Origin of the sequence: Rhodococcus sp. KBS0724 (assembly GCF_005938745.2) — a bacterium.
GTDB lineage: Bacteria > Actinomycetota > Actinomycetes > Mycobacteriales > Mycobacteriaceae > Rhodococcus_F.
This window is the reverse complement of the sequence record NZ_VCBX02000001.1, coordinates 2,353,047-2,378,444: the sequence shown is the minus strand read 5'-3', so window position 1 is coordinate 2,378,444 and position 25,398 is coordinate 2,353,047. Positions and strand designations below refer to the sequence as shown.

Annotated in this window: 23 protein-coding genes, 1 tRNA gene and 1 other RNA gene; 11 read left to right on the top strand and 14 right to left on the bottom strand. The window is 63.6% G+C overall.

Annotated elements, in window-relative coordinates; genetic code table 11:
• Nucleotide 1: 1 nt before the first annotated feature.
• The 3 genes from FFI94_RS10970 to FFI94_RS10960 all read right to left on the bottom strand — a co-directional run bounded on the left by FFI94_RS10970 (nt 2) and on the right by FFI94_RS10960 (nt 6,053).
• Nucleotides 2–3,013 carry a bifunctional [glutamine synthetase] adenylyltransferase/[glutamine synthetase]-adenylyl-L-tyrosine phosphorylase gene (locus FFI94_RS10970; RefSeq protein WP_138873725.1) on the bottom strand — a complete coding sequence of 1,004 codons (3,012 nt, stop codon included), beginning with the start codon at nt 3,011–3,013 and terminating at the stop codon, nt 2–4.
• Nucleotides 3,013–4,353: a type I glutamate--ammonia ligase gene (gene glnA, locus FFI94_RS10965; protein ID WP_138872968.1), complete on the bottom strand. Its 1,341-nt coding sequence runs from the start codon at nt 4,351–4,353 to the stop codon at nt 3,013–3,015. The genes FFI94_RS10970 and glnA overlap by 1 nt, the downstream gene beginning before the upstream one ends.
• Before the next feature lie 107 nt (nt 4,354–4,460).
• Entirely contained in the window at nt 4,461–6,053 is a 1,593-nt protein-coding gene (locus tag FFI94_RS10960) for an alpha/beta hydrolase (protein ID WP_138872967.1), read from the bottom strand.
• Nucleotides 6,054–6,249: 196 nt separating this feature from the next.
• Here FFI94_RS10960 and panB point away from each other — a divergent pair, with 196 nt between their 5' ends.
• The 3 genes from panB to pip are packed head-to-tail and all read left to right on the top strand — an operon-like array spanning nt 6,250 to nt 8,552.
• A complete protein-coding gene (panB, locus tag FFI94_RS10955) occupies nt 6,250–7,095 on the top strand; it encodes a 3-methyl-2-oxobutanoate hydroxymethyltransferase (protein ID WP_138872966.1) in 846 nt (281 codons plus the stop codon).
• A gap of 54 nt (nt 7,096–7,149) precedes the next feature.
• Nucleotides 7,150–7,581 carry a hypothetical protein gene (locus FFI94_RS10950; protein ID WP_138872965.1) on the top strand — a complete coding sequence of 144 codons (432 nt, stop codon included), beginning with the start codon at nt 7,150–7,152 and terminating at the stop codon, nt 7,579–7,581.
• Nucleotides 7,581–8,552 carry a prolyl aminopeptidase gene (pip, locus tag FFI94_RS10945; protein WP_138872964.1) on the top strand — a complete coding sequence of 324 codons (972 nt, stop codon included), beginning with the start codon at nt 7,581–7,583 and terminating at the stop codon, nt 8,550–8,552. Before FFI94_RS10950 ends, pip begins: the two co-directional genes overlap by 1 nt.
• Before the next feature lie 22 nt (nt 8,553–8,574).
• Here pip and FFI94_RS10940 read toward each other — a convergent pair whose 3' ends face one another.
• From FFI94_RS10940 to rnpB, 3 genes are all read right to left on the bottom strand, one after another.
• Nucleotides 8,575–10,026 (bottom strand): RNB domain-containing ribonuclease, encoded by a 1,452-nt coding sequence (locus tag FFI94_RS10940; RefSeq protein WP_138872963.1) that lies wholly within the window; start codon nt 10,024–10,026, stop codon nt 8,575–8,577.
• A gap of 9 nt (nt 10,027–10,035) precedes the next feature.
• The gene (locus FFI94_RS10935; protein WP_033233133.1) at nt 10,036–10,221 is read right to left on the bottom strand and encodes a hypothetical protein; all 186 of its coding nucleotides are present in this window, start codon (nt 10,219–10,221) and stop codon (nt 10,036–10,038) included.
• 339 nt (nt 10,222–10,560) lie between these two features.
• An RNA gene (gene rnpB, locus FFI94_RS10930) (RNase P RNA component class A) lies at nt 10,561–10,974 on the bottom strand.
• Between the two features lie 54 nt (nt 10,975–11,028).
• On the opposite strand from rnpB, the gene FFI94_RS10925 reads away from it, so the two are divergent.
• Complete coding sequence (locus FFI94_RS10925) at nt 11,029–11,556, top strand: DUF1697 domain-containing protein (protein ID WP_138872962.1); 528 nt, start codon at nt 11,029–11,031, stop codon at nt 11,554–11,556.
• The gene (locus FFI94_RS10920) at nt 11,553–12,782 is read left to right on the top strand and encodes an SLC13 family permease (RefSeq protein WP_138872961.1); all 1,230 of its coding nucleotides are present in this window, start codon (nt 11,553–11,555) and stop codon (nt 12,780–12,782) included. Before FFI94_RS10925 ends, FFI94_RS10920 begins: the two co-directional genes overlap by 4 nt.
• Here FFI94_RS10920 and FFI94_RS10915 read toward each other — a convergent pair whose 3' ends face one another.
• From FFI94_RS10915 to cobC, 4 genes are all read right to left on the bottom strand, one after another.
• On the bottom strand, nt 12,783–13,916 hold the full coding sequence (locus FFI94_RS10915) for a bifunctional RNase H/acid phosphatase (RefSeq protein ID WP_138872960.1): 1,134 nt from the start codon (nt 13,914–13,916) through the stop codon (nt 12,783–12,785). It lies immediately after the preceding gene.
• The gene (locus tag FFI94_RS10910) at nt 13,913–14,650 is read right to left on the bottom strand and encodes a zinc ribbon domain-containing protein (protein WP_138872959.1); all 738 of its coding nucleotides are present in this window, start codon (nt 14,648–14,650) and stop codon (nt 13,913–13,915) included. The genes FFI94_RS10915 and FFI94_RS10910 overlap by 4 nt, the downstream gene beginning before the upstream one ends.
• Before the next feature lie 80 nt (nt 14,651–14,730).
• Complete coding sequence (locus FFI94_RS10905; protein ID WP_138872958.1) at nt 14,731–15,861, bottom strand: Nif3-like dinuclear metal center hexameric protein; 1,131 nt, start codon at nt 15,859–15,861, stop codon at nt 14,731–14,733.
• On the bottom strand, nt 15,858–16,892 hold the full coding sequence (cobC, locus tag FFI94_RS10900; protein ID WP_138872957.1) for an Rv2231c family pyridoxal phosphate-dependent protein CobC: 1,035 nt from the start codon (nt 16,890–16,892) through the stop codon (nt 15,858–15,860). The genes FFI94_RS10905 and cobC overlap by 4 nt, the downstream gene beginning before the upstream one ends.
• 56 nt (nt 16,893–16,948) lie before the next feature.
• On the opposite strand from cobC, the gene FFI94_RS10895 reads away from it, so the two are divergent.
• The 3 genes from FFI94_RS10895 to FFI94_RS10885 are packed head-to-tail and all read left to right on the top strand — an operon-like array spanning nt 16,949 to nt 19,057.
• A complete protein-coding gene (locus FFI94_RS10895) occupies nt 16,949–17,635 on the top strand; it encodes an HAD-IA family hydrolase (RefSeq protein ID WP_138872956.1) in 687 nt (228 codons plus the stop codon).
• Nucleotides 17,622–18,101: a low molecular weight protein-tyrosine-phosphatase gene (locus FFI94_RS10890; RefSeq protein WP_138872955.1), complete on the top strand. Its 480-nt coding sequence runs from the start codon at nt 17,622–17,624 to the stop codon at nt 18,099–18,101. Before FFI94_RS10895 ends, FFI94_RS10890 begins: the two co-directional genes overlap by 14 nt.
• Nucleotides 18,102–18,151: 50 nt before the next feature.
• On the top strand, nt 18,152–19,057 hold the full coding sequence (locus tag FFI94_RS10885; protein ID WP_138872954.1) for an SURF1 family protein: 906 nt from the start codon (nt 18,152–18,154) through the stop codon (nt 19,055–19,057).
• On the opposite strand, the gene FFI94_RS10880 is transcribed toward FFI94_RS10885, so the two are convergent.
• Both FFI94_RS10880 and FFI94_RS10875 read right to left on the bottom strand, forming a co-directional pair.
• Entirely contained in the window at nt 18,998–20,002 is a 1,005-nt protein-coding gene (locus tag FFI94_RS10880; protein WP_138872953.1) for a cobalamin biosynthesis protein, read from the bottom strand. The genes FFI94_RS10885 and FFI94_RS10880 overlap by 60 nt on opposite strands.
• Before the next feature lie 34 nt (nt 20,003–20,036).
• A complete protein-coding gene (locus FFI94_RS10875; protein ID WP_138872952.1) occupies nt 20,037–21,092 on the bottom strand; it encodes a type III polyketide synthase in 1,056 nt (351 codons plus the stop codon).
• Between the two features lie 151 nt (nt 21,093–21,243).
• On the opposite strand from FFI94_RS10875, the gene FFI94_RS10870 reads away from it, so the two are divergent.
• Both FFI94_RS10870 and FFI94_RS10865 read left to right on the top strand, forming a co-directional pair.
• Nucleotides 21,244–22,557 (top strand): glycosyltransferase, encoded by a 1,314-nt coding sequence (locus FFI94_RS10870; RefSeq protein ID WP_138872951.1) that lies wholly within the window; start codon nt 21,244–21,246, stop codon nt 22,555–22,557.
• 11 nt (nt 22,558–22,568) lie between these two features.
• The gene (locus FFI94_RS10865) at nt 22,569–23,246 is read left to right on the top strand and encodes a YceI family protein (RefSeq protein ID WP_138872950.1); all 678 of its coding nucleotides are present in this window, start codon (nt 22,569–22,571) and stop codon (nt 23,244–23,246) included.
• Here FFI94_RS10865 and FFI94_RS10860 read toward each other — a convergent pair.
• Nucleotides 23,219–24,781: a bifunctional 3-(3-hydroxy-phenyl)propionate/3-hydroxycinnamic acid hydroxylase gene (locus FFI94_RS10860; protein ID WP_138872949.1), complete on the bottom strand. Its 1,563-nt coding sequence runs from the start codon at nt 24,779–24,781 to the stop codon at nt 23,219–23,221. The genes FFI94_RS10865 and FFI94_RS10860 overlap by 28 nt on opposite strands.
• 152 nt (nt 24,782–24,933) lie before the next feature.
• Between FFI94_RS10860 and FFI94_RS10855 the strand changes: the two genes are divergently transcribed.
• A complete protein-coding gene (locus FFI94_RS10855) occupies nt 24,934–25,254 on the top strand; it encodes a hypothetical protein (RefSeq protein WP_138872948.1) in 321 nt (106 codons plus the stop codon).
• A gap of 55 nt (nt 25,255–25,309) precedes the next feature.
• Here the strand turns inward: FFI94_RS10855 and FFI94_RS10850 are convergent.
• Nucleotides 25,310–25,381: transfer RNA gene (locus FFI94_RS10850), tRNA-Val, on the bottom strand.
• Between the last annotated feature and the right edge of the window lie 17 nt (nt 25,382–25,398).

The following is a 25,398-nucleotide window of genomic DNA, read 5'->3' as shown; positions in this document are numbered from 1 at the left end:
GCTACTCTCCGCCGAACACCCGTTCCACCACGGCCTTTGCCCGTCGCGTGATGCGGAGATAGTTGTCGAGGAACTCCCCCGAGTCGTCTCCGTATCCCGCAACCTGCGCCACGGCGGACAGGACGCGTCCCGGACCTGGCAATTGATCGGTCGGCTTCCCGCGAACCAGCACAAGGCAATTGCGTGCCTTGGTCGCGGTGATCCACGCGTCGCGCAACAACTCGACGTCGGATTCACTGAGCAACTCGGCTGCGCCGATTGCGTCCAGCGTTTCGAGCGTCGACGTGTTGTGCAGCGACTCGACCTTGTCGGCGTGACGCAACTGGATCAGCTGCACGGTCCACTCGATGTCGGCCAGCCCACCGCGACCCAATTTGGTGTGTGTCGCGGGATCGGCTCCACGAGGTAGGCGTTCGGAATCGACGCGAGCCTTGATTCGGCGAATCTCGCGAACCGCCGTTTCGCTGACGCCGCCCTCGGGGTAACGGGTCTTGTCGATCATGTGCAGGAACCGCAGACCCAGATCGGGATCGCCGGCTACCGGGTGGGCGCGAAGCAGTGCCTGAATCTCCCACGCCTGCGCCCATTTTGCGTAGTAGGCGTCGTACGATTCGAGGGTGCGGACCATGGGGCCGTTGCGTCCCTCGGGGCGAAGTCCCGTATCCACCTCGAGCGGCGGATCGGTGCTGGGCGCACCGAGTAGCTTGCGGACCTTGTCCGCAATACTGTTGGCCCACTTGACCGCAACGGTCTCGTCGACGCCTTCCACCGGCTCACACACGAACAGAACATCGGCGTCGGAGCCGTATCCCAGTTCGCCGCCGCCGAGTCGGCCCATTCCGATGACGGAGAATGCGGCGGGTGCCGGCGTTCCCAATTCGGCAACACTGGCCCGGATCACCGCGGAAAGCGACGCGTTGAGAACCGCAGCCCACACCGACGACAGCGCCTTGCACACCGCGGGAACGTCGAGCATTCCCAGAATGTCGGCCGACGCGATGCGCGCCAGTTCGTGACGACGCAACGAACGTGCCGCTGCAACAGCCCGATTGGGGTCACTGTGCCGCGCCGACGCGGTGAGAATTCCGCGCGAGACGTCCTCGGGTACCGGTTCGATCAGACGCGGGCCACTCGGCGAATCCGCGTACAGACGAATGACGTCGGGTGCCTTGATCAACAGATCCGGCAAGTAGGCCGAGGAACCCAGCACCGTCATCAGGCGTTCGGCTACGGCCGCCTCGTCGCGAAGCAGCCGAAGGAACCAGGTCTGATCGACCAGTGCGTCGGACAGGCGCCGGTACGCCAACAGTCCGGCATCGGGATCCGGTGTGTCGGCAAGACATTCGAGCAACGTCGGCAAGAGCAGCGCCTGGATCCGCCCCTTGCGGGACGCCCCGGCAGTCAAGGCCGTGAGGTGGCCGAGCGCATTCTCGGGGGCGGTGTACCCCAACGCCGCCAACTGGCGAACAGCAGCTTCCGGCCCGAGAGCCAACGATTCCTTGTCCATCCGCGCCACGGACTCGAGCAGCGGACGGTAGAACAGCTTGGCGTGCAACCGGCGGATTCGATGGGAATTGCGTTTGATCTCGGCGCGCAACACCCCGAGCGCGTCGAGGCGGCCGTCGGGACGCATGTGCGCGGCGCGGGCCAGCCAACGCAACGCCTCGTCGTCGTCCGGCGGCGGCAACGTGTGAGTGCGCTTGAGCTTCTGCAACTGCAGACGATGCTCGAGGAGGCGAAGGAACTCGTAGGACGCCGTGAGGTTCGCGGCGTCGTCTCGGCCCACGTAGCCACCGGCAGCCAGCGCCGTCAGCGCGTCGACAGTGCTCTGCACGTGCAGACTCTCGTCAGCGCGGCCGTGCACCAATTGCAGGAGCTGAACGGCAAATTCGACGTCGCGCAAACTTCCGCGCCCGAGCTTGAGCTCGCGCTCACGCATCTCGGGCGGAACCATTTCCTCGACGCGTCGGCGCATGGCCTGCACTTCGGGAACGAAGTCCTCGCGTTCGGATGCCGTCCAGACCATCGGGCTCATAGCCTCGGCGTACGCACGCCCGAGTTCCATGTCTCCCGTCATCGGGCGGGCCTTCAGCAGAGCCTGGAACTCCCACGTCTTGGCCCATCGCTTGTAGTACGCGATGTGGGATTCGAGCGAGCGCACGAGTTCGCCGCGCTTACCCTCGGGGCGGAGCGCAGCATCGACTTCGAAGAAGGCGGACGTGCCGATCCTCATCAACTCGCCCGCTACGCGAGATGCGGTGGCGTCGGCGGGTTCGGCAACGAACACGACGTCGACGTCGGACACGTAATTCAGTTCGCGCGCACCACATTTGCCCATCGCGATGACGGCAAGCCGAATGGGGCACGTGCCTTCGGGGCACACGGTGGCAATGGCAACCGACAGAGCAGCGGTCAGGGCCGCGTCGGCCAGATCCGAAAGCTGATGCCCGATCGTCTGATACGGAACCACGGGTTCGTTTTCGACAGTGGCCGCCAAATCGCACGCGGCCAGCAACATCAGCTGATCCTTGTACGACTTTCGCAGCGCAACTACGGCGTCCGGACCGGTCATCGCAGCGCGGTACGTCTGCGAGCCGGGGGTTGCGCCCTCGTCCAACGTTGCGCCGACGGCGCCGAGCAGCGCCGTGGTGGCAGCGTCCTTGGTCGGCAGCGACGTGCCGTCGAGAATGCGCCAAGCGGACGGATCGGCAACGAGGTGATCACCGAATGCCGCCGACGCTCCGATCAGCCCGAGCAGCCGTCCGCGCAGGCTCTTGTCCTTACGCAGCGAGTCGTCGAGGTCACTCCAGCCGTCGCCCAGCGAATCCTTGATGCGCACCAATGTGCGCAGCGCAAGATCGGCGTTGGCCGAGCGTGAGAGTGACCACAGGAGTTCGATGCTCTCCGAGTCCACCCACCCGAGTTGACGAAGCTCGTCGGCGGCGGTGTTCTCGACCAACCCGAGCCGGCCCGGCCCGGGTACCACGGATCGTGCGGACGGCGGCTTGACCATCACAGGCCGAGGTAGGTCTTGAGCTCGAACGGCGTCACGTGGCTGCGGTATTCCTCCCATTCGCGCCGCTTGTTCCGCAGGAAGAAGTCGAAAACGTGCTCGCCGAGAGCCTCGGCCACCAACTCCGACTTCTCCATCTCGCGCAGAGCACCGTCGAGGTTGCTCGGCAATTCCTTGTAGCCCATGGCGCGGCGCTCAGCAGACGTCAACGACCACACGTCGTCCTCGGCCTCGGGAGGCAAGGTGTAGCCCTTCTCGATGCCGCGCAGACCAGCCGCGAGCAACACCGCGAACGTCAGGTACGGGTTGCACGCCGAGTCTGGGCTGCGAATCTCGACACGACGCGACGACGCCTTGTTCGGTGTGTACATCGGAACGCGGATCAGCGCCGAGCGGTTGGACGGTCCCCACGACGCTGCCGTCGGAGCCTCGCCGCCGTGGACCAGACGCTTGTAGGAGTTGACCCACTGGTTGGTGACAGCACTGATCTCGTTGGCGTGCTCGAGAATGCCGGCGATGAATGCCTTGCCGGTCTCCGAGAGCTGCATCGGATCGTCCGGGTTGTGGAACGCGTTTGTGTCGCCCTCGAACAGGCTCATGTGGGTGTGCATCGCCGAACCGGCCTGATCGCTGAACGGCTTGGGCATGAAGCTCGCCCGCACGCCTTCACCGATCGCAACCTCCTTGACGACGTACCGGAACGTCATCACGTTGTCGGCCATGGACAGCGCGTCGGCGTAGCGGAGATCGATCTCCTGCTGCCCGGGAGCTGCCTCGTGATGGCTGAACTCGACCGAGATGCCCATGGACTCGAGAGCGTCGATCGCGTGACGACGGAAGTTCGGAGCCGAATCGTGCACGGCCTGATCGAAGTATCCGCCGGAATCGGCCGGGATCGGCGGAGTGCCGTCCATCGGGCCGTTCTCGAGAAGGAAGAACTCGATCTCGGGGTGCACGTAGCAACTGAAGCCCAAGTCGCTCGCCTTGCTCAGCTGACGACGAAGTACGTGGCGCGGGTCCGCCCACGACGGCGAACCGTCCGGGTTGGTGATGTCGCAGAACATACGGGCCGAATGTTGCGCGCCGTCCTTGTGCGCCCACGGCAGCACCTGGAACGTCGACGCATCAGGGCGGGCAACGGTGTCGGCTTCGGACACTCGAGCGAACCCCTCGATGGCGGAACCGTCGAATCCGATTCCCTCTTCGAAGGCACCTTCGAGTTCCGCGGGGGCGATCGCCACCGATTTGAGGTAACCGAGAACGTCGGTGAACCACAAGCGGACGAACCGAATGTCGCGCTCTTCCAGGGTACGAAGCACGAATTCTTTTTGGCGATCCATGCACGCGAGAGTAAGCAAGCCACGTTAAATCTGTGTTACATCAGCGGCACGAGTTGCGGGAGTGATGCATCACTCCCGCATAGCGCCTGCGTGCGGGCCTACAGGGACTAACATGTCAGCCCGTCCTCCGGGATCTTCAAGTAGACGAGGTAGTTGATCACCGCGTCGTCGACGCATTGTTCGCCGTCCAGAGCAACGGTGTGTTGCGTTCCCTCGAACGTGACGAGCGCGGCTCCGAGTTGTTTCGCGAGGTCCACGCCGGCCTGATACGGGGTGGCCGGATCCTGCGTCGTCGACACGACGACCAGCGTCGGGAGGCCGGCGTCGGCCAGTGCCTGCGGATCGAGCTCATGCGGACTACCGGTCGCCGGAACGGGCCAGAACGCACACAGATCGAGCGGCGCCTGGCCCGTGCCTCGCCCGTCGTCGAGGAACGGTGCGGCCTCGCGATACCGGGTGTCGGCCTCACCCGCTTCTGCCCGATCGGTGGTGGCCGGATCGTCGACACATCGGATGGCATTGAACGCGTCGTTGATGTTGGAATACGTGCCGTCGATGTTTCGGCCCTCGTACTGATCGGCCAAACTCAGCAATGCATCGCCCCGGCCATCCGCCAGGCCGGCCAGACCCATGCGCAATGTCGTCCACAGCTGCTGCGAATACAGTGCCTGCTGCACACCGGTGATCGCATCCTCGTAGCTGAGTCCGCGCGGATCCGTCGTGGCGGCAGGGTTGTCGATCAGTGGTTCTATCAATGCCTGGAAGCGCTCCCGCGCCTGCGCCGGATCACTTCCGAGCGGGCAGTCGCGCTGCGACGCACAGTCGGCGGCAAAGGCATCGAACGCAACCTGGAAACCCTGTCCTTGCAGGACAACTTCATCGACGACGTCCTGATTCGGATCCAATGCGCCGTCGAGCACCATGGCCCGAACGCTCTGCGGGAAAGTTTCGGCGTAGGTCGAACCGATTCGCGTTCCGTAGGAGAACCCGAGGAAGTTCAACTCGGGATCACCGAGCACACCGCGGATCACGTCCATGTCGCGCACCACTTCATAGGTTCCGACGTGCGCGAGGAACTCGGCTCCGGTGTTCTCCACGCACGCCGCGGCGTAGTCCTTACTGTCCTGTTCCGCGTCGGCAATCCCCTCGGGGGTCATGTCGATGTCGACCTCCGCGCGCTCGGCATCGAACTCCGCCGGGGTCAGACAGCGCACCTGCGGCGTCGACGCCCCCACGCCGCGCGGATCGAACCCGATCCGGTCGAAACGCTCCGCGAGCTCGGTCCTGGAACCCTGGGTTGCCATCGCCAGTCCTGATGCACCAGGTCCACCAGGGTTGATCAGGAGCGATCCGATTCGATCCCCCGTCGCCGCTGCTCGCGAGATGACAACCTGCGCCGTCGCTCCCGTCGGCTCCGCGTAATCGACCGGAACCGTGACCGCGGCGCAATCGATCGAACTGCTGAGCGGTGAATCACCCGGGGTGGCAAATCGTTCACACGAACCCCAGTCGAGAGTCTGCTCGTAAAACTTCTCCAACCCAGCCGGAACCGAACCCGCCGCCGCGGAATCTGCGGCCCCCGCGGAAGCGGTGGAAGTAGGCGAGGGATTGTCACCGTCGGCAACGGTGCAACCGACCACCAACAGGAGAACAGCGACGCTTGCGGTACACGCACCGGAGAGGCGAACGAACTTCGACATATCTCGATGGTGCCAGGAAACAGCGGTTACCAGCCATTCGCTACTTCGGCCGCCCCGCTCGCCGATGTGACCCATCGCACCAGGTTTTGCTATTCGCACCGGCGGTTTCCGGTGGCAGACTGATCGTGTCATCACCCACACCCGGGGACCCGACGGCAATCAATGCCTAAGGCCTCGAGGCACGAAAGGGACAACGATGTCCGAGACTCCTTTGTACGGTTCCGCAGCTGCTACCCCGACTGCTCCCATGCGTAAAACCCGCATCCACCACCTTGCCGAGATGAAGCAGAACGGCGAACGTTGGTCGATGCTCACGGCATACGACTACTCGACGGCCCGAATCTTCGAAGAAGCCGGAATTCCGGTTCTCCTCGTCGGTGATTCCGCCGCCAACGTCGTATACGGCTACGACACCACCGTGCCGATCACAGTCGACGAACTTCTCCCACTGGTTCGCGGTGTAGTTCGCGGCGCTCCCCACGCACTGGTTGTTGCCGACCTTCCGTTCGGTACCTACGAAGCCTCCGCCGAACAGGCTCTGGCAACTGCCACCCGCTTCATGAAAGAGGGCCTCGCGCACGCCGTGAAGCTCGAGGGCGGCGAGCGGATGAGCAAGCAGATTGCCGCTATCACCTCGGCCGGCATCCCCGTCATGGCACACGTCGGTTTCACGCCGCAGAGCGTCAACTCGCTCGGCGGATTCCGCGTCCAGGGCCGCGGCGACGGCGCAGACCAGCTTGTGGCGGACGCCATTGCCGTCCAGGAAGCCGGCGCTTTCTCCGTTGTCATGGAAATGGTTCCGGCCGACATCGCCGGCCAGGTCACACGCAAATTGACCATCCCTACCGTCGGTATCGGCGCGGGCAACGAATGCGACGCCCAGGTCCTCGTCTGGCAGGACATGGCCGGCTACACGAGCGGCAAGACAGCCAAGTTCGTCAAGCGTTTCGGTAACGTCGGTGACGAACTGCGCTCAGCGGCCGCAGCCTATGCGTCAGAAGTTCGCACAGGCGCCTTCCCGGCCGTCGAGCACAGTTTCTGATCCGAGACCGGCGAACGCCGCCTGTCTCTCGAAAAGAAATTCAGGGGTGCGTTCATGATCGGTAACCGTCGTCATTTCACAGCGGCCGGTGTTGGTGCGGCTGCTCTCGTGACGGTTCTGAGCGGATGCGCGGGAGGGACCACAACCTCTCCCGCGCCCAGCTCGACAACTCCGACCACTTCCGCTGCGGCGACTACGACCGCTGCCGCAGCGGGCACGTTCACCGACGCGCAGGTGCAGCAGTTGTGTTCGGACATGGAAGCCGAACTCCAGAACTGGCGAACCGTCACCCCGACGCTGGGCAAGGGCGCGCTCAATCTCCTGATCGGTACGTGGGCGAGCCAGAACGGCATCAACCTGCTCGACCTTGCGGCTCACCGTGATCGCATCGACGCCGCCATGGCAACCACCTGCCCGGAAATCCGGGACGGCGCGCTGTACGCGCTGGAGATCCCCGACCTCGCCTCGGGCATGGTCGGTTTCTGATGGCCGACACCGGTGAACTTCGCGAGCTCTATCCCCCGATCGAGCCGCACACGTCAGGCTTCCTCGACGTCGGCGACAACCAGAACATGTACTGGGAGATCAGCGGCAACCCCGACGGCAAACCTGTCGTGTTTCTGCACGGCGGCCCCGGCGGAGGGACACACCCGTCGCTGCGGCAGTTCTTCGATCCCGACGCCTACCGAATCATTCTTCTCGACCAGCGTGGATGCGGTCGGTCCACTCCACACGTCGCCGACGGCGCCGATCTGTCGGTCAACACCACCGACAAGCTGCTGCACGACATCGAGGCCCTACGTGAGCATCTCGGTATCGAGAAGTGGATGGTGTTCGGCGGATCGTGGGGTTCAACCCTCGCGCTGTCCTACGCCGAAACCTTCCCGACCCGCGTCACCGAGCTTGTGCTGCGCGGGATCTTCCTCCTGCGCCGAAGCGAAATCGACTGGTACTACAACGGCGGAGCGGGTCATCTGTTCCCCGAACGCTGGGCCAAGTTCCTCGAACCGGTGCCGGAGAACGAGCGCGGCGACGATCTGGTGGCGGTCTACCACCGTCTCCTGCATTCCGACGACGCCGCTGTGGCAGAGCGCGCTGCAATCGCCTGGTCCGCGTGGGAGGGTTCGACGAGCTACCTGATCCCGAAGCCGGACAAGGTCGAGGAAAACTCCGAAGTTCGCTTTGCACTGGCCTTTGCACGGATCGAGAACCACTACTTCGTCAACGGCGGCTTCTTCGACGAAGCCCAACTACTGACTAAGAGTTCCGCCCTGCACGGCATTCCCGGAACGATCGTGCAAGGTCGCTACGACGTCGTCTGCCCCGCCACCAGTGCCTGGGACCTGCATAATGCCTGGCCGGAGTCGAAGCTCGTGATCGTCGACGACGCCGGCCATTCCGCCATGGAACCCGGCATCGCCCATCACCTGATCGAGGCAACGGACTCCTACCGGTAACTCGGCTCTATGCCGGAAAGCTCTATGCCGGAAAAGTGAACTCCACAGTTCGCTTGGCCGTATCGACGGCGGTGAGTCGCACCTTCACCCGCTCACCGTCGTCGGGAGTGCCCACACATTTTGCGATCACGGTTACCGACGGAATGAACACCTCGGCCGCGCGCTTGCCGTCCCTGGATCGCATCACCACAGCGTCGAACACCTCGCCGACGCGTCCCTCGAGCAACGTCACCTCGGTCAGATCGATGCAGGCCCGGTCCACCTTGTTGGCAACCGAATCCGATCCGCTCATGATCGGCGGCAATTCCGGAAGTGCCGCGCGCACCCAATCCGGTACCGGCGTACCAGCGCTGATCGCCAGACAAATCTCGGTACTGAAGCGATCGGACAACCGGCGCAGCGGAGCGGTCACGTGAGCGTAGGGCGCGCCGATCCCCGCATGCACTGTCAGATCGGGCAATTGACCGTCGAACGCCGCATAGTCAGCGCCACGCAGCAAAGACGGCGCTACCGACATCAAGGCCAACGTGGACGGCTCCTGCGCGTCGAGTCCAGCGAGTACTTGGCCAACCGATTTGCCCGGCGGCCACGTAATACCCAGTGCAACCGCAGTTCTCCGCAACGTGTCCACTGCCGATTGCTCGGCCGGCGGTAGCGTCCGCAACAATCCGACACCTGCGCCGATCATCATCCGGCCGGCGCACATCCCCGTCAACAGCGATACTTCGGCATTCCAGTCGTCGGCTTCCGTACGCGGTTCCAACACAATTCGCCACCGCCCGGTTTCGTCCGGCCCGGATTCTTCCCGGACCACCGACTGCTCCGGCAACTTCAGCTCGATGGCGCCGCGGGCTACCGCCGAGTCACCACGTAGCCTGCCGAATTCCGGGAGAGCGGCAATCGAGGGGTGCAAGGTACCGGCATCGGCGTCGGCCTGGACCGTCGAATAGTCCAGACGCGCCACGGATTTCACGAGGGCCCTGGTCACGGTCCACGACGTCGGCTCTGCGTTGACGTCGAGTTCGATTCGCCAGAGCGCTGCCGGGCGGACCACATCCGGCAACAGGCTGGCCGAACCTTCCGACAGGGCACGCGGATGCAGGGGTACGGAACCGTCCGGGAGATAAAAGGTTTGGCCCCGCTTGCGGGTTTCGACGTCGAGCGCGCCGCCCGGAACCACCACCGCGGCGACGTCCGCGATGGCGTAGTGGACAACAAAGCCGTCGGCCGACTTCTCCAGATGCACTGCCTGATCGAGATCCATCGATCCGGGCGGATCGATGGTGACGAACTCGATGTGCGTGGCGTCGACTCGGCCGTCGGCATGCCGATCGCGGGCATTGTCGGCCTCGCTCTGCGCCGCACCGCCGAACGCGTCCGGCAACGAAAACTCCGCCCGAATCGTCCCGAAGTCGATTCCCTGCACCGTTATTCGACTCGCGGGCACGCGTCCTCCACCTTCGATTCGGCGCATCAACCGAACTCAGTTGTTCCAGTCGTCATCGGCCCGATCAGCGGCTTTGTTGCGTTCCGCCGCGATCTGCAGTGCATGCTCTGCCGACTCGCGATCAGGGTACGGCCCCATTCTCGTCAGCGATGAGGGACCCTTGCCTTGAGAGACAGAACCATCGGACACATCGAAGTACCAGAGTCGATCTTCATCAGTCATGAATACAGTGTGGCATTTCAGTGGGAGTCAAGCTTGTAGATCGCTGTGAGACTGCTATTCTTTCGACTTGGCCTGGCAGGTGAAAACCGGACAATCGAACGGTGAGTTCTGCTTGATCGCCCTCGACAAGCTACGAACAGAAATTGGAGCGCGCAATGTCCGCAATTCTTTACGATTACCTCCTCCCGCTCATGGGCCATGACGCGGCGACCTACTGGGCGACTCTGTTGGTCATCAAGCCCATCTGATCCACCGCCACACGATCTACGACATACAACCCCCGTCGGCCATGCCGACGGGGGTTGTATGCGCTTGCGACGCCTGCGAAAAAAGTCAGGGCGAACGAGTTGGCGTATAAGCCGGATCCTGTCCTCGACACCGAAGTGACGAGTGGCGACCATCCATCTGGACACACCGTCGCCGGGTGCCTCACGCGGTTCACCCGCAAGCTCGGGCGAGCAGCCCTCGAACACTTGCGCAGCCGCACCGCACGCGATGCGACCTTCAACCTTGCTCCGGGCGGGGTTTACCTAGCCACCCCGGTCACCCGGGGTGCTGGTGCGCTCTTACCGCACCGTTTCACCCTTACCTGCCCCGAAAGGCAGGCGGTCTGTTTTCTGTGGCACTGTCCCGCGAGTTGCCTCGGGTTGCCGTTAACAACCGCCCTGCTCTGTGGAGTCCGGACTTTCCTCGACTCGGGGCCTGTGCGCACTACGCGCTGGTTCCCTGATCCGCGGCCGCCCGGCCAACTCGTCCGCCCCAGTAGGTTACCGGGTCGCTGTCGGTGACCCGAACTATGGTCGCCTTATGACTCGGTACGTGGCCCTGCTACGCGGCATCAATGTCGGCGGTATCAACATCAAGATGGTGGACCTCGCGCGCGTCTTCACCGAACTCGGATTCGAGCGTGTGAAGACGGTCCTGGCTTCGGGCAATGTCCTCTTCGACAGCGCCAGTGCCGATGTGCCGACGCTGAAGAAAACCATCGAAACAGCTCTGAACCGCGAATTCGGGTACGAAGCCTGGGTGTTCGTGCTCGACACTTCAGCCTTGGCGGCCATCGTCGACGGATATCCTTTCGACCCCGACCGCAAGGGCTGGCATGCGTACGCGATGATCGCGTCGGAGCCGTCCGTACTCGCTGAACTCGCCGAATCGGCGGCGGGTCTCGACCCGGCAGTCGAACGGGTCGCCCCGGGCGACGGTGTCTTGTACTGGGAGGTCGAGAAGGGCATGACCATCAAGAGCGCATTCGGCAAGAACACCGGCAAACCGAAGTTCAAGGCGTACACCACCACCCGCAATCTGAACACTCTCCACAAACTTCTGAAGTGAATCTGCTTCCGATCGTTCTGGTCGGGCTGGTGCTCGTGTTCGCGATCGTTCGCCCGCGCGGACTGCCCGAGATCGTCGTGGCCGGCCCCGCCGCCCTGGCTGTGGTTCTGACCGGCGCGGTCACGCTCGGCGAGGCACGCGGCGAAGTGACGGCGATGGCGCCGACCGTCGTGTTCCTGGTGGCGGTGCTGATCCTCGCTCATGCCGCCGACGCACTGGGTGTTTTCCACTGGGTCAGTCAGATACTGCGGCAAGGCTCGCGCCGCGATCCGCGGCGCCTGCTCACCTACGTCTTCGGCGCAGCGGCCCTGACAACGGCCGTACTGAGCCTCGACGCGACGGTGGTGCTGCTCACCCCAGCAGTGATCGTCGCTGCCCGATCCATCAGCGTCAGCCCGCAGCCGCACTCGTATGCCGCTGCGCACCTCTCGAATTCGGCGTCGACGCTTCTCCCCGTCTCCAATCTGACCAACCTCATTGCGTTTTCGGCAACGGGGCTGACCTTCCTGCACTTCACCGCACTGATGGCACTGCCGTGGATCGTGACGATCGTGATCGAGTATCTCGTCTTTCGATGGTTCTTCCGATCGGAGCTCGGTCCTGTGGCTGCCCCGGTTCGAGAAGTTCACCTCGCACCGGCTCCCGTCCTGCCGTTGGTCGTCATCGGGGCAACGCTGTTGGGCTTTGCCGCTTCGGGATTCGTCGGCATCGAACCGGCGTGGGTGGCCGTTGCCGGGGCCGCAGTGCTGTCTGCGATCGCCCTTCGTCGCCACAGAACCGACTTCAAGCGGATCGTCTACGCGGCCGATCTGTGGTTCTGCGCGTTTGTTCTGGTGCTCGGAATTGTGGTGGCGGGCGTCGCGAACGGTCCCGTCGGGGATGCTGTGGCACGGATTCTGCCGTCCGATACCAGCTACGTCTCACTGCTCGTGGTGGCAGCGGTGGCGGCAATCGCGTCGAATCTCGTGAACAACCTGCCGGCCACCTTGCTGATGATCGCGGCCCTCGGCCCCTCGGCCCCGACCGGCCTGCTCCTGGCGATGCTCATCGGGGTGAACCTCGGCCCCAACCTCACCTACGTCGGCTCACTGGCCACGATGCTGTGGCGGCGAGTGGCCACCAGCGTGGACGCTGCGCCCACGCTGGCAACCTTCACACTGCTCGGTCTGTCAACCACGCCGCTGACCCTGCTCGGAGCGGTCAGCGCGCTCTGGCTCGTCCTGTAGCTAGCGCAAATGCGACGTGTCGTTCACCAGTCGCACCGACGCTCCCCCGTCCGGGTAGAACTCGGCGATACTCAACGACGCCAAATCCAGGTGCAGGCGATACAGCAACGACGGACCGGCATCGAGCGCCAGTTGCACCAGGGTCTTGATCGGTGTCACGTGCGAGACCACGAGCAGGGTCGACCCACCGTAAGTTGCGAGCAGATCGTCACGGGCGGCAATCACCCGCTCACGAACCTCGTCGAAGCTCTCACCGCCGGGCGGCTTCACCGACGTGTCGGACAACCACGCCGTATGCAGTTCCGGATCACGCTGCGCCGCTTCACGAAACGTGAGCCCGTCCCACTCGCCGAAATCGGTTTCGATCAGACCTTTGTGCTCGATCACCGGCAGGCCGAGAACCCGCGCCGATTCGTCGGCTGTTTCGCGCGTACGGCCCAACGGAGACGAGACGATGGCGTCGATGCCACCGCGACTGCCGAATCGTGCTGCTGCACCGGCAGCCTGGGCGCGCCCCAGAGCCGTGAGGATGGGATTACCCCGGCCCGAATACCGACGATCGACCGACATCGCTGTCTGGCCGTGGCGCAGCAGCAACATGCGCGTCGGCTTACCCACGCTGGCCGTCCACCCGGGCGAACCGGCGATCTGCGGCTCGGACGAGGTCTCGGCGGGCGCGGTTCGCGGTGTCGACACCGGGACGGATTCGCTTGCGGTGTCCACACCGGCGGCCGCGTCCATAGCCTCGTTGGCCAGGCGATCCGCGTGCGAGTTCTCGGCGCGCGGAATCCAGGTGTACGTCACGCTCGCGAACTGCGCCGCCAACTCCGCGGCCTTCCGCTGCAGCGGAATCATGTCCGGGTGCTTGACCTTCCAGCGCCCGGACATCTGCTCGACAACCAGTTTGGAATCCATCCGGACGTCGACATCGGAGGCGCCGAGTTCACCCGCAGCGGTCAAACCCGCAATCAACCCGCGGTACTCCGCAACATTGTTGGTGGCGGTGCCGATGCTTTCCTTGCGTTCGGCCAGCACGCTGCGGGAGCTGTCGAACACGGCGGCGCCGTAGCCAGCCGGACCTGGGTTTCCCCGCGATCCACCGTCAGCCTCGACGATGACTCGTGACAAACTCACAGACCGGACTCCTTGGTACGCACCATGATTGCGCCGCATTCAGGGCAACGGACAACAACATCGGACGCCGTGCCCGCAATGCGCGAGATCTCGCCGCGGTCGATTTCGATTCGGCAGGCACCACAACGGCGGGCCTGAAGCAGGGCCGCGCCGGGGCCGCCGAGTGTGCGCTGCTTCTCGTAGACCGCCAGGAAATCGGCGGGGAACTCGACAACCAGACGCTCACGGTCCGCGACGCAACGCTCCTGCGCCTTGTTCAGATCGGCGACCGCGTCGTCGCGACGACGCTTGGCGTCAACCAATTCTTCTTCTGCCTGCGACAGCTGCGCGCCGGCGTGATCGTAATCTGCCTGCAGCGCCTCACGCTGTTCCATGACCTCGAGCAACTCGTCTTCGAGAAGGCCCTGCCTACGGACAAGGCTGCCGAGTTCGTGTTCGAGTTCGGTGAGCTGCTTGGCAGCCACATTGCCGCTCTGCAAGAGAGTGCGGTCTTTGTCTTCACGCTGACGAACAGCGTCGATCTCACCTTCGAGCTTGCGGATATCGCGATCGATGTCATCGATCTGGATTTCGACGCCGACGGACGCATCCTTGCGGCTGACGCGCTCAGCCTCGAGACGGTCAACTTCCTGCTGCTCGGGAAGCGCACCGCGTCGATGTGCGATCCGGGTGAGCTCCGCATCCACGCCGGCGAGGTCGAGAAGCTTGGCTTGCACCTGTGGTTGGACGTTCACGCTGTGTAACTCCTGCTGTATGTCCGGTGACGGGTCTGCTGTTGAAATGTTCGTGCAACCGTACCTTGATCGGTGGCCACCTACGACGCACTCAGGCACCACGGATCGGTGCGGATGGTGCTGACTCGGCTGTGCCACTCGGGAACGGACCCGAATGCGGCGTCGACCACCGACTTCGCCTGGGCGCACCACGGATATTCACTGGCCCAGTGTGCAACGTCGACGAGCGCCGGTCCACCAGCGCGCAGGTGCTCGTCAGCCGGGTGATGCCGCAGGTCGGACGTCACGTAGACGTCGACGCCCAGCGCGGACACCACGCCGAGATACGAATCGCCGGAACCGCCGCAGACCGCGACGGTACGCACCATCGCGTCGGGGTCACCGGCGGCTCGAACACCCCATTCCGTCGACGGCAAGCCGCCCGCGACTCGCGCGGTGAACTCGCGCAGCGATTCGGCGTGCGGAAGCTCACCGATGCGGCCGAGGCCCAGCGAGCTCGCGAAGGTGGCCAACTCGAACACGTCGAAGGCTGGTTCTTCGTAGGGGTGTGCGGTGCGCAGAGCGTCGAGTACCGCCGCGCGCGTGGTGCGCGGCGCGATGACCTCGATCCGATCTTCCGAGACCTGCTCCAGTGCTCCGACGCTTCCGATGGCCGGAGTTGCATTGTCGCCGGGACGGAATTGTCCGGTGCCCGTGACAGTCCAACTGCACTCGCTGTAGTCGCCGATGCGGCCGGCGCCTGCCTCGAACAACGCGTCCTGCACTGCGGCGGCGCTCTCGATCGGAACCATGACCACCCATTTATCCAGGGGCTGCGACGGCTTCGGTTCGATCGGGCGAAGCACCGTCAGACCGAGGGCATCTGCCAGAGCGTCGGAGACTCCGGGGTCGGCCGAATCGGCGTTGGTGTGCGCCGAGAACAAGGCGCATCCCGCTTTGATCAGCTTGTGCACCAGGGCGCCTTTCGGCGTGTGCGCGCCGACGGTATCGACTCCGCGCAGCAGAAGCGGATGGTGCACGACCAGCAGGTCCGCGCCCGAGGCGATAGCGTCGTCGACTACGGATTCGGTGGGGTCCACGGCAAAGACCATCCGGTTTACCGAATCGGCCGGGTCGCCGCACACCAATCCGACGGAGTCCCACGACTCTGCGAGTGCCGGTGGGTACGCGGCCTCGAGTATCGCTATGACGTCGGCGAGGGTTGTGCTCACAAGATCTCCTTCATTGCGTCGATCAGGATCGACACCTGATGCGGCGGGCGAACTGCCAGACGTAGATGATCGGGGCCGAGTCCGGGAAACGTATCGCACCGACGAACAGCGATTCCGCGCTCACGAAGGTGCAGACGCATCGCTTCGCCGTCGGCAAGCTCGAGAAGTACGAAGGGCGCCGAAGCAGGTTCGTGGACCGAAATTCCGATACCGCGAAGCTCGCGGCACAGCGATTCCCGATCGCGGGCAATCTCCATTGCTTTCTCTTGCGACTGTCGCACCGCTGACGGTTCGCAACACGCCCTGATCGCTTCGATCTGCAAGCTTCCGAGCGGCCAATGCGCCCGACCTTCGGTGAGCCGCGCCAGCACGTCGGGTGCTCCGAGCGCGTAACCGCATCGCAAACCCGCCAGCGCCCATGTCTTTGTCAGACTGCGCAGCACCAGCACATCCGGCAGAGACTGATCGGCAACGCTCTCCGATTCTCCCGGTACCGCGTCGCCGAAGGCCTCGTCCACGACCAGAATTCGGCCCGGCCGACGCAGCGCCAACACGTCGACTTTCGGATGCAGCACCGACGTCGGATTGGTGGGGTTACCCAAAACCACAAGATCTGCCGATTCAGGCACCTTCGCGCCGCGCAACAGATACGGCAGTTCCAAGACCACTTGCGTCACTGGCACGCCGGCTTCCCGCAGAGCCAGCTCGGGTTCCGTGAACGACGGATGGATCAGCGCCGCCGCTATCGAGCCGAGCCGCGGCAGCATCGCGAATCCCTCGGCCCCACCGGAGAGCAACAACACCTCGTCAGGCCGGCGGCCGTGCCGCGCCGCGACGGTTTCCCTGGCCCGTAGTTCCGCTGCCGCAGAGGGGTACGCACCGAGCGTCGACAACTCGTGCGCCAGGCGCTCCCGCAGCCACGCCGGGGGTCCGCTGCCTTGGACGTTGACGGCAAAATCGAGAAGCCCCGGCTGCGCGTCGACGTCTCCGTGGTGACGCAAACTGTCCAGGTCGTCCGCTGCGATACTCACGGTGACGAGACTACGGGCGCGGACAGGGCTCCCCACGTGCGGGATAATGAGCTTCTGTGAGCTCACTTCCCCTCGATAGATTTCCCGTAGTCCTCTTCGACCTCGACGGAACCATCACCGATTCGGCCCCCGGAATTCACCGCGGGTTCCGTCATGCACTGGCCACCGTCGGCCGGCCCGAACCCACTGAAGAGATGCTCGCCGCAGTCATCGGCCCTCCAATGATCGACACGTTTCGCTCGATGGACATGCCCGCTGACGAGGTCGACGTAGCGATCAGCGCGTACATCGAGCGCTACGACGCCGTCGGGTGGAGTGAAAACTCGGTCTTCGACGGTATGGACGACGTACTGGCCCGGGCCAGCGCGCACGGCACCCGGTTGGCGGTCGCGACGTCGAAGTCGGAGCGGTTCGCGATCCGCATCCTCGAGCATTTCGGCCTCGCCCACTATTTCGAGTTCATCGGCGGCGCGAGCGACGACGGTTCCCGGCGCGCCAAGCCGGACGTCATTGCACATTCGTTGACCTCACTCGGGCTGACCCCGGTGAGCGCAACCGACGGCGGCACCGCGGATGTGATCATGGTGGGCGATCGTGATCACGACATTCTGGGAGCAGCAAAGTTCGGAATCCCGGCGCTGTTCGTCGAATGGGGTTACGGTCACGCATCCGAATCGGACGGCGCTCATCACTCGGTTGCGTCGACCCACGAATTGGGAGGACTACTCGATGGCCGGCACTGACTCGCCAGCACTGCACGTGACATTTGTCTGCACCGGTAATATCTGCCGGTCGCCGATGGCGGAGAAGATCCTGCTCGGCCATCTGCAACGCGAAGGTCTCGGCGATCAGGTTCGGGTGACCAGCGCCGGCATCGACGGCTGGCACAGCGGCGAGGAAGCCGACTCGCGCACCAACAAGATTCTCGTCGCCGCGAACTATCCGACCGGCCACAGCGCGGCCCAGGTCAACGACGACCATCTGTCGGCAGACCTCGTTGTAGCCCTCGACACCGGCCACGATCGTGAGCTCGCTCACCTCGGCGTTCCGACGGAGCGTCGTCGGCTGCTGCGTTCCTTCGACCCCGACGCAGACGGGGATTCCGTACCGGACCCTTACTACGGTGACTTCTCCGGATTCGAACTGGTCCAGGATCAGATCGAAGCGGCAATTCCGGACATCCTGGTCTGGATCCGCGAACGGCTGTAGGACGCGGAGCTGAATTCACTCAGTTCGGAAGAACGGATACCGTAGTAGTCGTGCGGAGACTCAGATTCTTGTTGCGGCCCGGTTGGTTGGTATTGGCAGCTGTGGTCGGCGTCTTCGCCTACATGTGTTTCACCGTGCTGGCGCCATGGCAGCTCGGAAAGAACACGTCCACCGAGTACCGCAACGATCTGATCTCCAACTCCATCAACGCCGAGACTGTGCCCATCGGCAACGTCATCGCCGACGACACCATCGCGCCGGCCGACGAGTGGCGAAACATCACAGCCACCGGGTCCTATGTGCCGAATGCCGACATTCTTGTCCGCCTTCAGTCCGTCGAAGGTGCACCGGCCTACGAGGTCTTGACTCCGTTCGCCCTCGAGGATGGTCGAACCATTCTCGTCAATCGCGGCTACGTTCGCCCGATCACGGGCGCCGAGGCGCCTCCGATTGCCGCGCCGCCCACCGATCCCGTCACCTTGAACGGCCGGGTTCGCTTGTCGGAAGGCACAGCTCCGGGCCGAATACCGATGTTCGAAGACGGCGCGACGCAGGTCTACTCCATCGACGCGGGTCCCATCGGCGAGTTCATCGGTACCGACCTTGTCAATGCCTACATCCAGCTCGAGCCCGACCAGCCCGGTGGGCTCGGCACCATTCCGCTCCCCCAACTCGACGCCGGTCCGTATCTTTCCTACGGATTCCAGTGGCTCGCGTTCGGCATCATGGCGCCGCTCGGACTGGCGTACTTCATCCGCGCGGAATGGCGGGAACGACGCAAGGAGAAGGAAGAGTCCGCCGAACTGCTCGATGACGAACCGGGCGATGACACAACTCCAGCGCCGACTCCGACCCCGGCCCGCACCATGGGGCGTCGCAAAAAGCCCGAGCCCGAATCAGTGCCGCGGACGGCCAAGGAAGTCAAACTTGCCGACCGCTACGGCAATTCCCGCTGACGTCACCGCCGCCCCGATCTGAACTACCGAGGACAGCCTCGACGCCCGACGCAAATCCGTCGGCGTCGGGGCTGGCCCGTTTCCGAGCACGGGACGCATTTCGACGCCGTGCGCGTACTGCGTGCGTCCACCAAGTGAGATACCCAAGGCTCCCGCAGCGGTGGCCTCGGCCACGCCCGCATTCGGACTGGGATGCGCCGACGCGTCGCGTCGCCAGGCCGCGAGCGACTCGCGCGGCGAACCGCCGACCAGCGGTGCCGACGCGGCCGTGATGACGCCCGTCAATCGGGCAGGCGCAAGATTGACCAGATCGTCGAACTTGGCTGCGGCCCATCCGAAGTTCCGGTACTTCTCGGAGCGGTAACCGATCATCGCGTCCAAGGTGTTCGCGGCGCGGTAGACGAACAGGCCGGGGATACCGAGCACGGCGCCCCACAGCAGTGCCCCAACTGTGGCGTCTGACGTGTTCTCGGCCACCGATTCGAGGGCCGCTCGGGTGAGACCTTCCTCGTCCAGAACCGATGGATCGCGTCCACACAGTGATGGGAGGAGATCGCGCGCGGCGGTGAGGTCGCCACTTCGTCTGGACTCCTCGAGGCGCACCGCCATGTCGTTCCCGGTCCGCGCGAGTGATGTCCCACCGAGCACTGCCCATGTCGATGCAGCCATGACGCTCGTGTGTGCGAGCCACCCGCCGCGGCGAGCAACGTTCTCGGAGACCAGTCCGAGTACCCCCACGCCGGTGAGCAACACGGTCACGTGCCCAGTGCCAGCGGCCTTGCTGTCGGAATAGGAAACCCGCTGCAGAGCAATCGCACTCGTGCCGAAACCGGCGACGGGATGAAATCTGGCCGGATCGGCAAAGTACCGATCAGCGGCAAAGCCGAGCAGCAGACCCGCGGCGCGAGCAGTGGCAGGAGAACAGTTCTTGGACGCGTTGAGCACAGAACAGTTCTACCCGCGCCCGCTGCCGTCAGGTTCAGACGGCCTGGAAACGCATGGTTTCCGCGGTCAGTCCCGGACCGAACGCCATCGCACAACCGGCCTTCCCGCTGTGCTCACCGTTCTTGTTCTGTTCCATCATCTCGGCGAGAACGAAGAGCACGGTGGCCGAGGACATGTTTCCGTAGTCGTTGAGGATCTTTCGTGATGCGGCCAGATCAGTCGGCGCCAGCTCCAGCGACGTTTCGACGGCGTCGAGAACGGACCGACCGCCGGGATGCACTGCCCACAGGCCGATGTCGCTCTTGTCCGCACCGGCAAGAATCAGCTTCATGCTTTCGTCATCCAAAGCACGCGAGAGAGTTCCGGGCACCTTGCCGGACAGCACCATGTCGAAGCCGAGCTCACCGATTCTCCACGTGATCAGTTCTGCGGAATCGGGAACCATCACTGCCTGGAACGAATTCATCGCCAGCCCTTCGGACTCTGCGGAGATCAGGACGGCAGCACAGCCGTCACCGAACACGAGGAACGAGAGCATCGTCTCGAGATCCTCGGACTTCTGCAGATGCAGCGAGCAGAGTTCCGTGCTGACGACCAGAACCCGCGCGTTCGGCTCCGAACGAACGATGTGATGCGCCAGCTTGAGTCCGTTGATACCCGCGAAGCATCCCATGAAGCCGATCTGCGTTCGCTCGACGGACGGGCTGATCCCGCACTGTTTGATGATTTCGAAGTCGATTCCGGGAGAATAGAATCCGGTACACGTGATGACGATCAAGTGGGTGATCTCGGAGGCGCGGTCACCGAGATTCAGACCGTTCACGGCGCGCACGGCCAGTGCCGGCGCGGTGCGTTCGAACTCGATCATGCGAGTTTCTGTGTTGATTCCGTTGGGATCACCGCTGTAAAAGGCATCAACCGAACTGATCCCGGAGTATCGGTGCGAGATCTGCGCCCGATCGGCCATCCGACGGAACAGCAACTGCTTCCGCCGAAGCGTGAAGGAATTATCTGCGAACTCCACGAAGGCGTCGTGTATGTCATGCTCTGGCACGACCGTCGAGATCTTGTTGATGTAGGCGGTAGTCATGTCGAGCCTCCGAGGCACTTGGTTGAAGCTTCTACAGTGTGCAGAAGTCAGATGAAATCACATCGGAGAACAAAATGGGGACCTACGTCAGTTGGCGGACTGTCCAGTCTCACAACGGATCCGACACCCTGCGTGAAGAAAAAGGAGACCGATGAGTTCGATACTGCTCTGCAGTGCACCCCTGACCGGCCACGTGATGCCGATGCTCGCGGTCGGGAAATCACTGGTCGACCTTGGCCACACCGTATCGATACTGACCGGCCGGAAGTTCGCGCAGCGCGCCGGAGCAGTGGGCATCACACACATCCCCCTACCTTCCGAATGTGATTACGACGAGCACAACATGGACGCCGCATTCCCGGGACGCTCACGGTGGCCCGGCCCACTCCGTGCCCGCTTCGATCTCGACAAGATGTTTGTCGCAGCGATGTCCGCGCAGTTCAGGGCAGTTCAACGCATCATCGAATCCACATCAGTCGATGCTGTCGTCGGCGAGAATTTGTTCATGGGTCTGATCCCGCTCCTGAGCGGATCACCCACTGACCGGCCACGCGTATTCGCGATCTGCACATCGCCACTCATGTGCACCAGCGTCGACACCGCACCCTTCGGGCCAGGGTTCGCGCCGTCCTCGACCCGCGCAGGACGCGTCCGGAACCAAGCGCTCAACAAGATTTTCGAGCATGGAATTCTGCGCACCGCACAATCGTCCGCCAACCGTGTGCACCGACAACTGACCGGCACGCCGATCCCGGATTTTGTTCTGAACTGGCCGCTACTCGCCGACAAGACCTTCGTGCTGACCACCCAAGCGTTCGAGTATTCGCGCAGCGATCGTGACCACCGATTGACGTTCAGCGGCCCGATCCAGTCGACATCGAACAGCGATTTCACGCCGCCCACCTGGTGGGACGACCTCGACGGCGACCGCCCCGTAGTGCTGGTCACCCAAGGGACCCTCGACAACGACAACCTGAATCGATTGATCGAACCAACAATTCGAGGCCTAGCCGATCAGGACGTACTCGTGGTCGCCACAACGGGTGGCCGCCCGATCTCCGACGTATCCACCAGCGCCGACAATCTCCGCGTCGCAGAGTTCCTCCCCTACGATCAACTACTTCCCAAGGTCGACGTCATGGTCACCAACGGAGGCTGGGGCGGTGTTCACTACGCCCTCGCACACGGTGTCCCCTTGGTAGTTGCCGGAACCACCGAGGACAAAGCCGAAATCTGCCGCCGCGTGGAAATCTCCGGAACCGGCATCAACCTGCGACGCGGCACCCCGCGTTCACAATCCATCACCAAGGCCGTTCGCCGTGTCCTGGGCGACAACTCATTCCGCACGCGCGCGCAGGAATTGCAACGAGACCTCTCCGAGCTATCAGCCGGCACGAGCATTGCGGCGACCATTGCGCAGGCGTCCGAAAACGTAACTCCCCCATCTGGTTCACAATTGCATTAATCTTCGCCCTCATGAACAAACGATGGTGGTGGGTGATCGGCTCCGCGGTGGCCGTAGTGCTGGCAGTCGTACTGGCCGGACCCTGGGTGTACGCAAATTTCATCCATGGCGATCAGCCGGACGCGCTCGGACTCAGCGACGACGCTGCTCCCGCTGACCCGGCAGCAGAGATCGACGGCACGTGGACTGTCGGTCCCGGATCGAAAGCCGGCTACGAAGTCTGGGAAACACTCCAGGGCCAACGGGTCTTCGTCCGAGGACAGACCGAGAAACTCAGCGGCAGCGCGACCGTCGAATCCGAGAAGCTGACCGAGGGAACCGTCGAGGTCGCCGTTGCCACCATCGCCACCGACGACGGCCGACGCGACTTGCAGTTCAGCAACGCCGTGATGAACGCCAGCAAGTTCCCCAAGGCGACGTTCACGATCACCGAACCCGTCGATTTGAGCACCGTCCCCGCCGACGGCACCATCACCACCATCCCGATCACCGGCGAGCTCACACTCAAGGGTGAAACCCGGCCGGTGACAACCGATTTCGAAATCCGCAGGTCAGCAGCAGGAATCGAAGCTGCCGGCGCCATCGATGTCACGTGGACCGATTACAAGATCGACAAGCCCACCATGTTCGCCAACATCATCGTCGAAGACGCCGGCCAGATTCAGTTCTCGATCATCCTGTCCAAGTAGTTCGCCGCGGCTCGGGAACCGACCAGCGCACGCGCCCACGTGGATTCGCGTGTGGGTCCGTTCCCGAGCCCGACGTAGTCTGCCACCACCCGGTCCGGACGCACGAGAACCACCCGTGCGCGGTGCCGATCCATCCACGACGACACCGCGCGCCCGGACCCGTCGCTACCGACACGCACTTCCGTCGCTCCGAGCGTCGACGCGAGAGTCCGCAGCCGAGAGTCCATCTCGCCGCGATACACCAGCGCAAAACCAGTACCCAAACGATCGTCGTCGCCGGGTTGTGGTTGCGGAAACATCAATCCGACAGGGTTTCTCGCCAGCACCCGATGCCGGGCCAGCAGTCCTGCCCGCAACCTCGGAGAAATCGACTTCATTGCCGGGCCACTGAACCCCGGCAGTCTGCACACCGCAGTCAGGATTGTCTGACGCGCCTGCGAAATGAATCCCTTTCCGCCTGCCATCACCCAGCCGATTGCCACAGCCGCTCGGATGATCTGCGTCACATGCGGTTTCCGCTCCTCCTGATAGCTGTCGAGTATCGACCGCTCAGCAGTTCCGTCGACCACCGCCGCCATCTTCCACGCAAGATTGGCCGCGTCACGCAAACCTGCGCCCATGCCTTGCCCGATGAAGGGCGGCGTCAAATGCGCGGCATCACCGAGCAGGAAGACGCCGTCGCGCCCCCATACGTCCGCTACAGCGGCCCGAAACGTGTATCCGGTATGACGCAGCACTTCCGCTGCCTCCCAGGGCACGTCACGGAACCACGGCGCCAGCAATACGCGCAGTGAATCTTCAGATGCGAGGTCGTCGACGTTCTCGCCGGGATTGATCCGGAACTCCCACCGGTAGCGGTCGGGGCCGATCTGCATGAACGTCGACGGGCGCGCCGGGTTACACACTTGGTAGACGCCGTCCCACACGTCGAGAGAGATGCCGCATCGGACATCGACGACCAACCAAGGTTCTTCGAAATGGAGATCACGCATCTTCGTGCCGATGAACTCGCGGGTCCGGCTGTTCGCGCCGTCGCACCCGAGCACAAAGTCGGCGGTGACCATGCGCCGATCTCCGGAATCCTGTTCCACGAGTTCAACTTCGACGACGGACCCCACGGACCGCGTGATAGTCGCCTCCACCCCGGTGATCACAGTGGCCGCGGGAAAGCCTGCAAGATTGCGCCTGAGCAAGTTTTCGAGGTCAGGCTGATCGAACATATTCGCCTGGGGCCAGCCGTGTTCTCCGACGCCTTCACGGCGCAACTCCAGCAGTGTGTCCAAATCGCCGTCCACCAACCGCATCCCTCGGGCGGCCTTGCTGATTGCAGCGAATTCGTCAGCGACACCGATCTTTTGGAGAATCCGATGGACCTCGTCGTCGAGGTGCACCGCACGAGGTAGCGGGTAGATGCCGCGGTGGCGTTCCGCGACGACGGTCTCGACACCACGTTGGGCGAGCAACGTCGCGGCGACAATGCCAGTCGGCCCGGCTCCGATGATCAGTACAGCTACATGTTGGGCGTGCGTTGGCACCGATGCTCCAGAGTTCGACGTGCAAGAGTTCGATCATCTGTGGGCCGGCCCGCTACGTCAAGGGGTTCGTCGGCCGACTCACCGCAGCCGTTCGCGATCACGCACCGAAATATCAGGCGCGCAGATGAGCATCCTTATGACAGTCTCGTCTCATGAATACCGAGGATCGTGAGCCGACTGGTGACAGCCGTCCGGCCGCCGAGGACGGGCCGTTTACCTTGACGGTCGATGGGGAGACTTTCACAGTGAAGCCCCGTGCAGGAAACCCAGGTACATACGATTACGACTGGAAATCCGGGCCGAACGAGGGCTATGGATTTTCCAGCTCTCGACACGTTGCCTTTTACAGCGTTCTAGATCGCGCGGAGACGCCCTCCACGCCGCCCGAGCCGAACACAGTCGACGAGCATCGTGAGTCGATCCGCGATTTTCTCAGCCAGATCAACCCGGACACCGGATACATCGGCGACTAGAAACAACAAAAACCCTGACCTCGCCGAAGCGCAGATCAGGGTTTTTGTTATTCGGTGGGCGCGGAGGGTTTCGAACCCCCGACCGCTGGTGTGTAAAACCAGAGCTCTACCACTGAGCTACACGCCCGAACTCCCGGCGAGAAC

What these genes read in the sequence shown, in the direction of transcription:
- FFI94_RS10940 (WP_138872963.1), bottom strand. Translation starts at nt 10,026, where the DNA reads ATGCGCCGAATCGAAGGTGGAGGACGCGTGCCCGCGAGTCGAATAACG.
- FFI94_RS10935 (WP_033233133.1), bottom strand. Translation starts at nt 10,221, where the DNA reads ATGACTGATGAAGATCGACTCTGGTACTTCGATGTGTCCGATGGTTCT.
- FFI94_RS10855 (WP_138872948.1), top strand. Translation starts at nt 24,934, where the DNA reads ATGAATACCGAGGATCGTGAGCCGACTGGTGACAGCCGTCCGGCCGCC.
- FFI94_RS10890 (WP_138872955.1), top strand. Translation starts at nt 17,622, where the DNA reads ATGGCCGGCACTGACTCGCCAGCACTGCACGTGACATTTGTCTGCACC.
- FFI94_RS10865 (WP_138872950.1), top strand. Translation starts at nt 22,569, where the DNA reads ATGAACAAACGATGGTGGTGGGTGATCGGCTCCGCGGTGGCCGTAGTG.
- panB (WP_138872966.1), top strand. Translation starts at nt 6,250, where the DNA reads ATGTCCGAGACTCCTTTGTACGGTTCCGCAGCTGCTACCCCGACTGCT.
- FFI94_RS10925 (WP_138872962.1), top strand. Translation starts at nt 11,029, where the DNA reads ATGACTCGGTACGTGGCCCTGCTACGCGGCATCAATGTCGGCGGTATC.
- FFI94_RS10870 (WP_138872951.1), top strand. Translation starts at nt 21,244, where the DNA reads ATGAGTTCGATACTGCTCTGCAGTGCACCCCTGACCGGCCACGTGATG.
- FFI94_RS10960 (WP_138872967.1), bottom strand. Translation starts at nt 6,053, where the DNA reads ATGTCGAAGTTCGTTCGCCTCTCCGGTGCGTGTACCGCAAGCGTCGCT.
- FFI94_RS10875 (WP_138872952.1), bottom strand. Translation starts at nt 21,092, where the DNA reads ATGACTACCGCCTACATCAACAAGATCTCGACGGTCGTGCCAGAGCAT.
- FFI94_RS10970 (WP_138873725.1), bottom strand. Translation starts at nt 3,013, where the DNA reads ATGGTCAAGCCGCCGTCCGCACGATCCGTGGTACCCGGGCCGGGCCGG.
- FFI94_RS10950 (WP_138872965.1), top strand. Translation starts at nt 7,150, where the DNA reads ATGATCGGTAACCGTCGTCATTTCACAGCGGCCGGTGTTGGTGCGGCT.
- pip (WP_138872964.1), top strand. Translation starts at nt 7,581, where the DNA reads ATGGCCGACACCGGTGAACTTCGCGAGCTCTATCCCCCGATCGAGCCG.
- glnA (WP_138872968.1), bottom strand. Translation starts at nt 4,353, where the DNA reads ATGGATCGCCAAAAAGAATTCGTGCTTCGTACCCTGGAAGAGCGCGAC.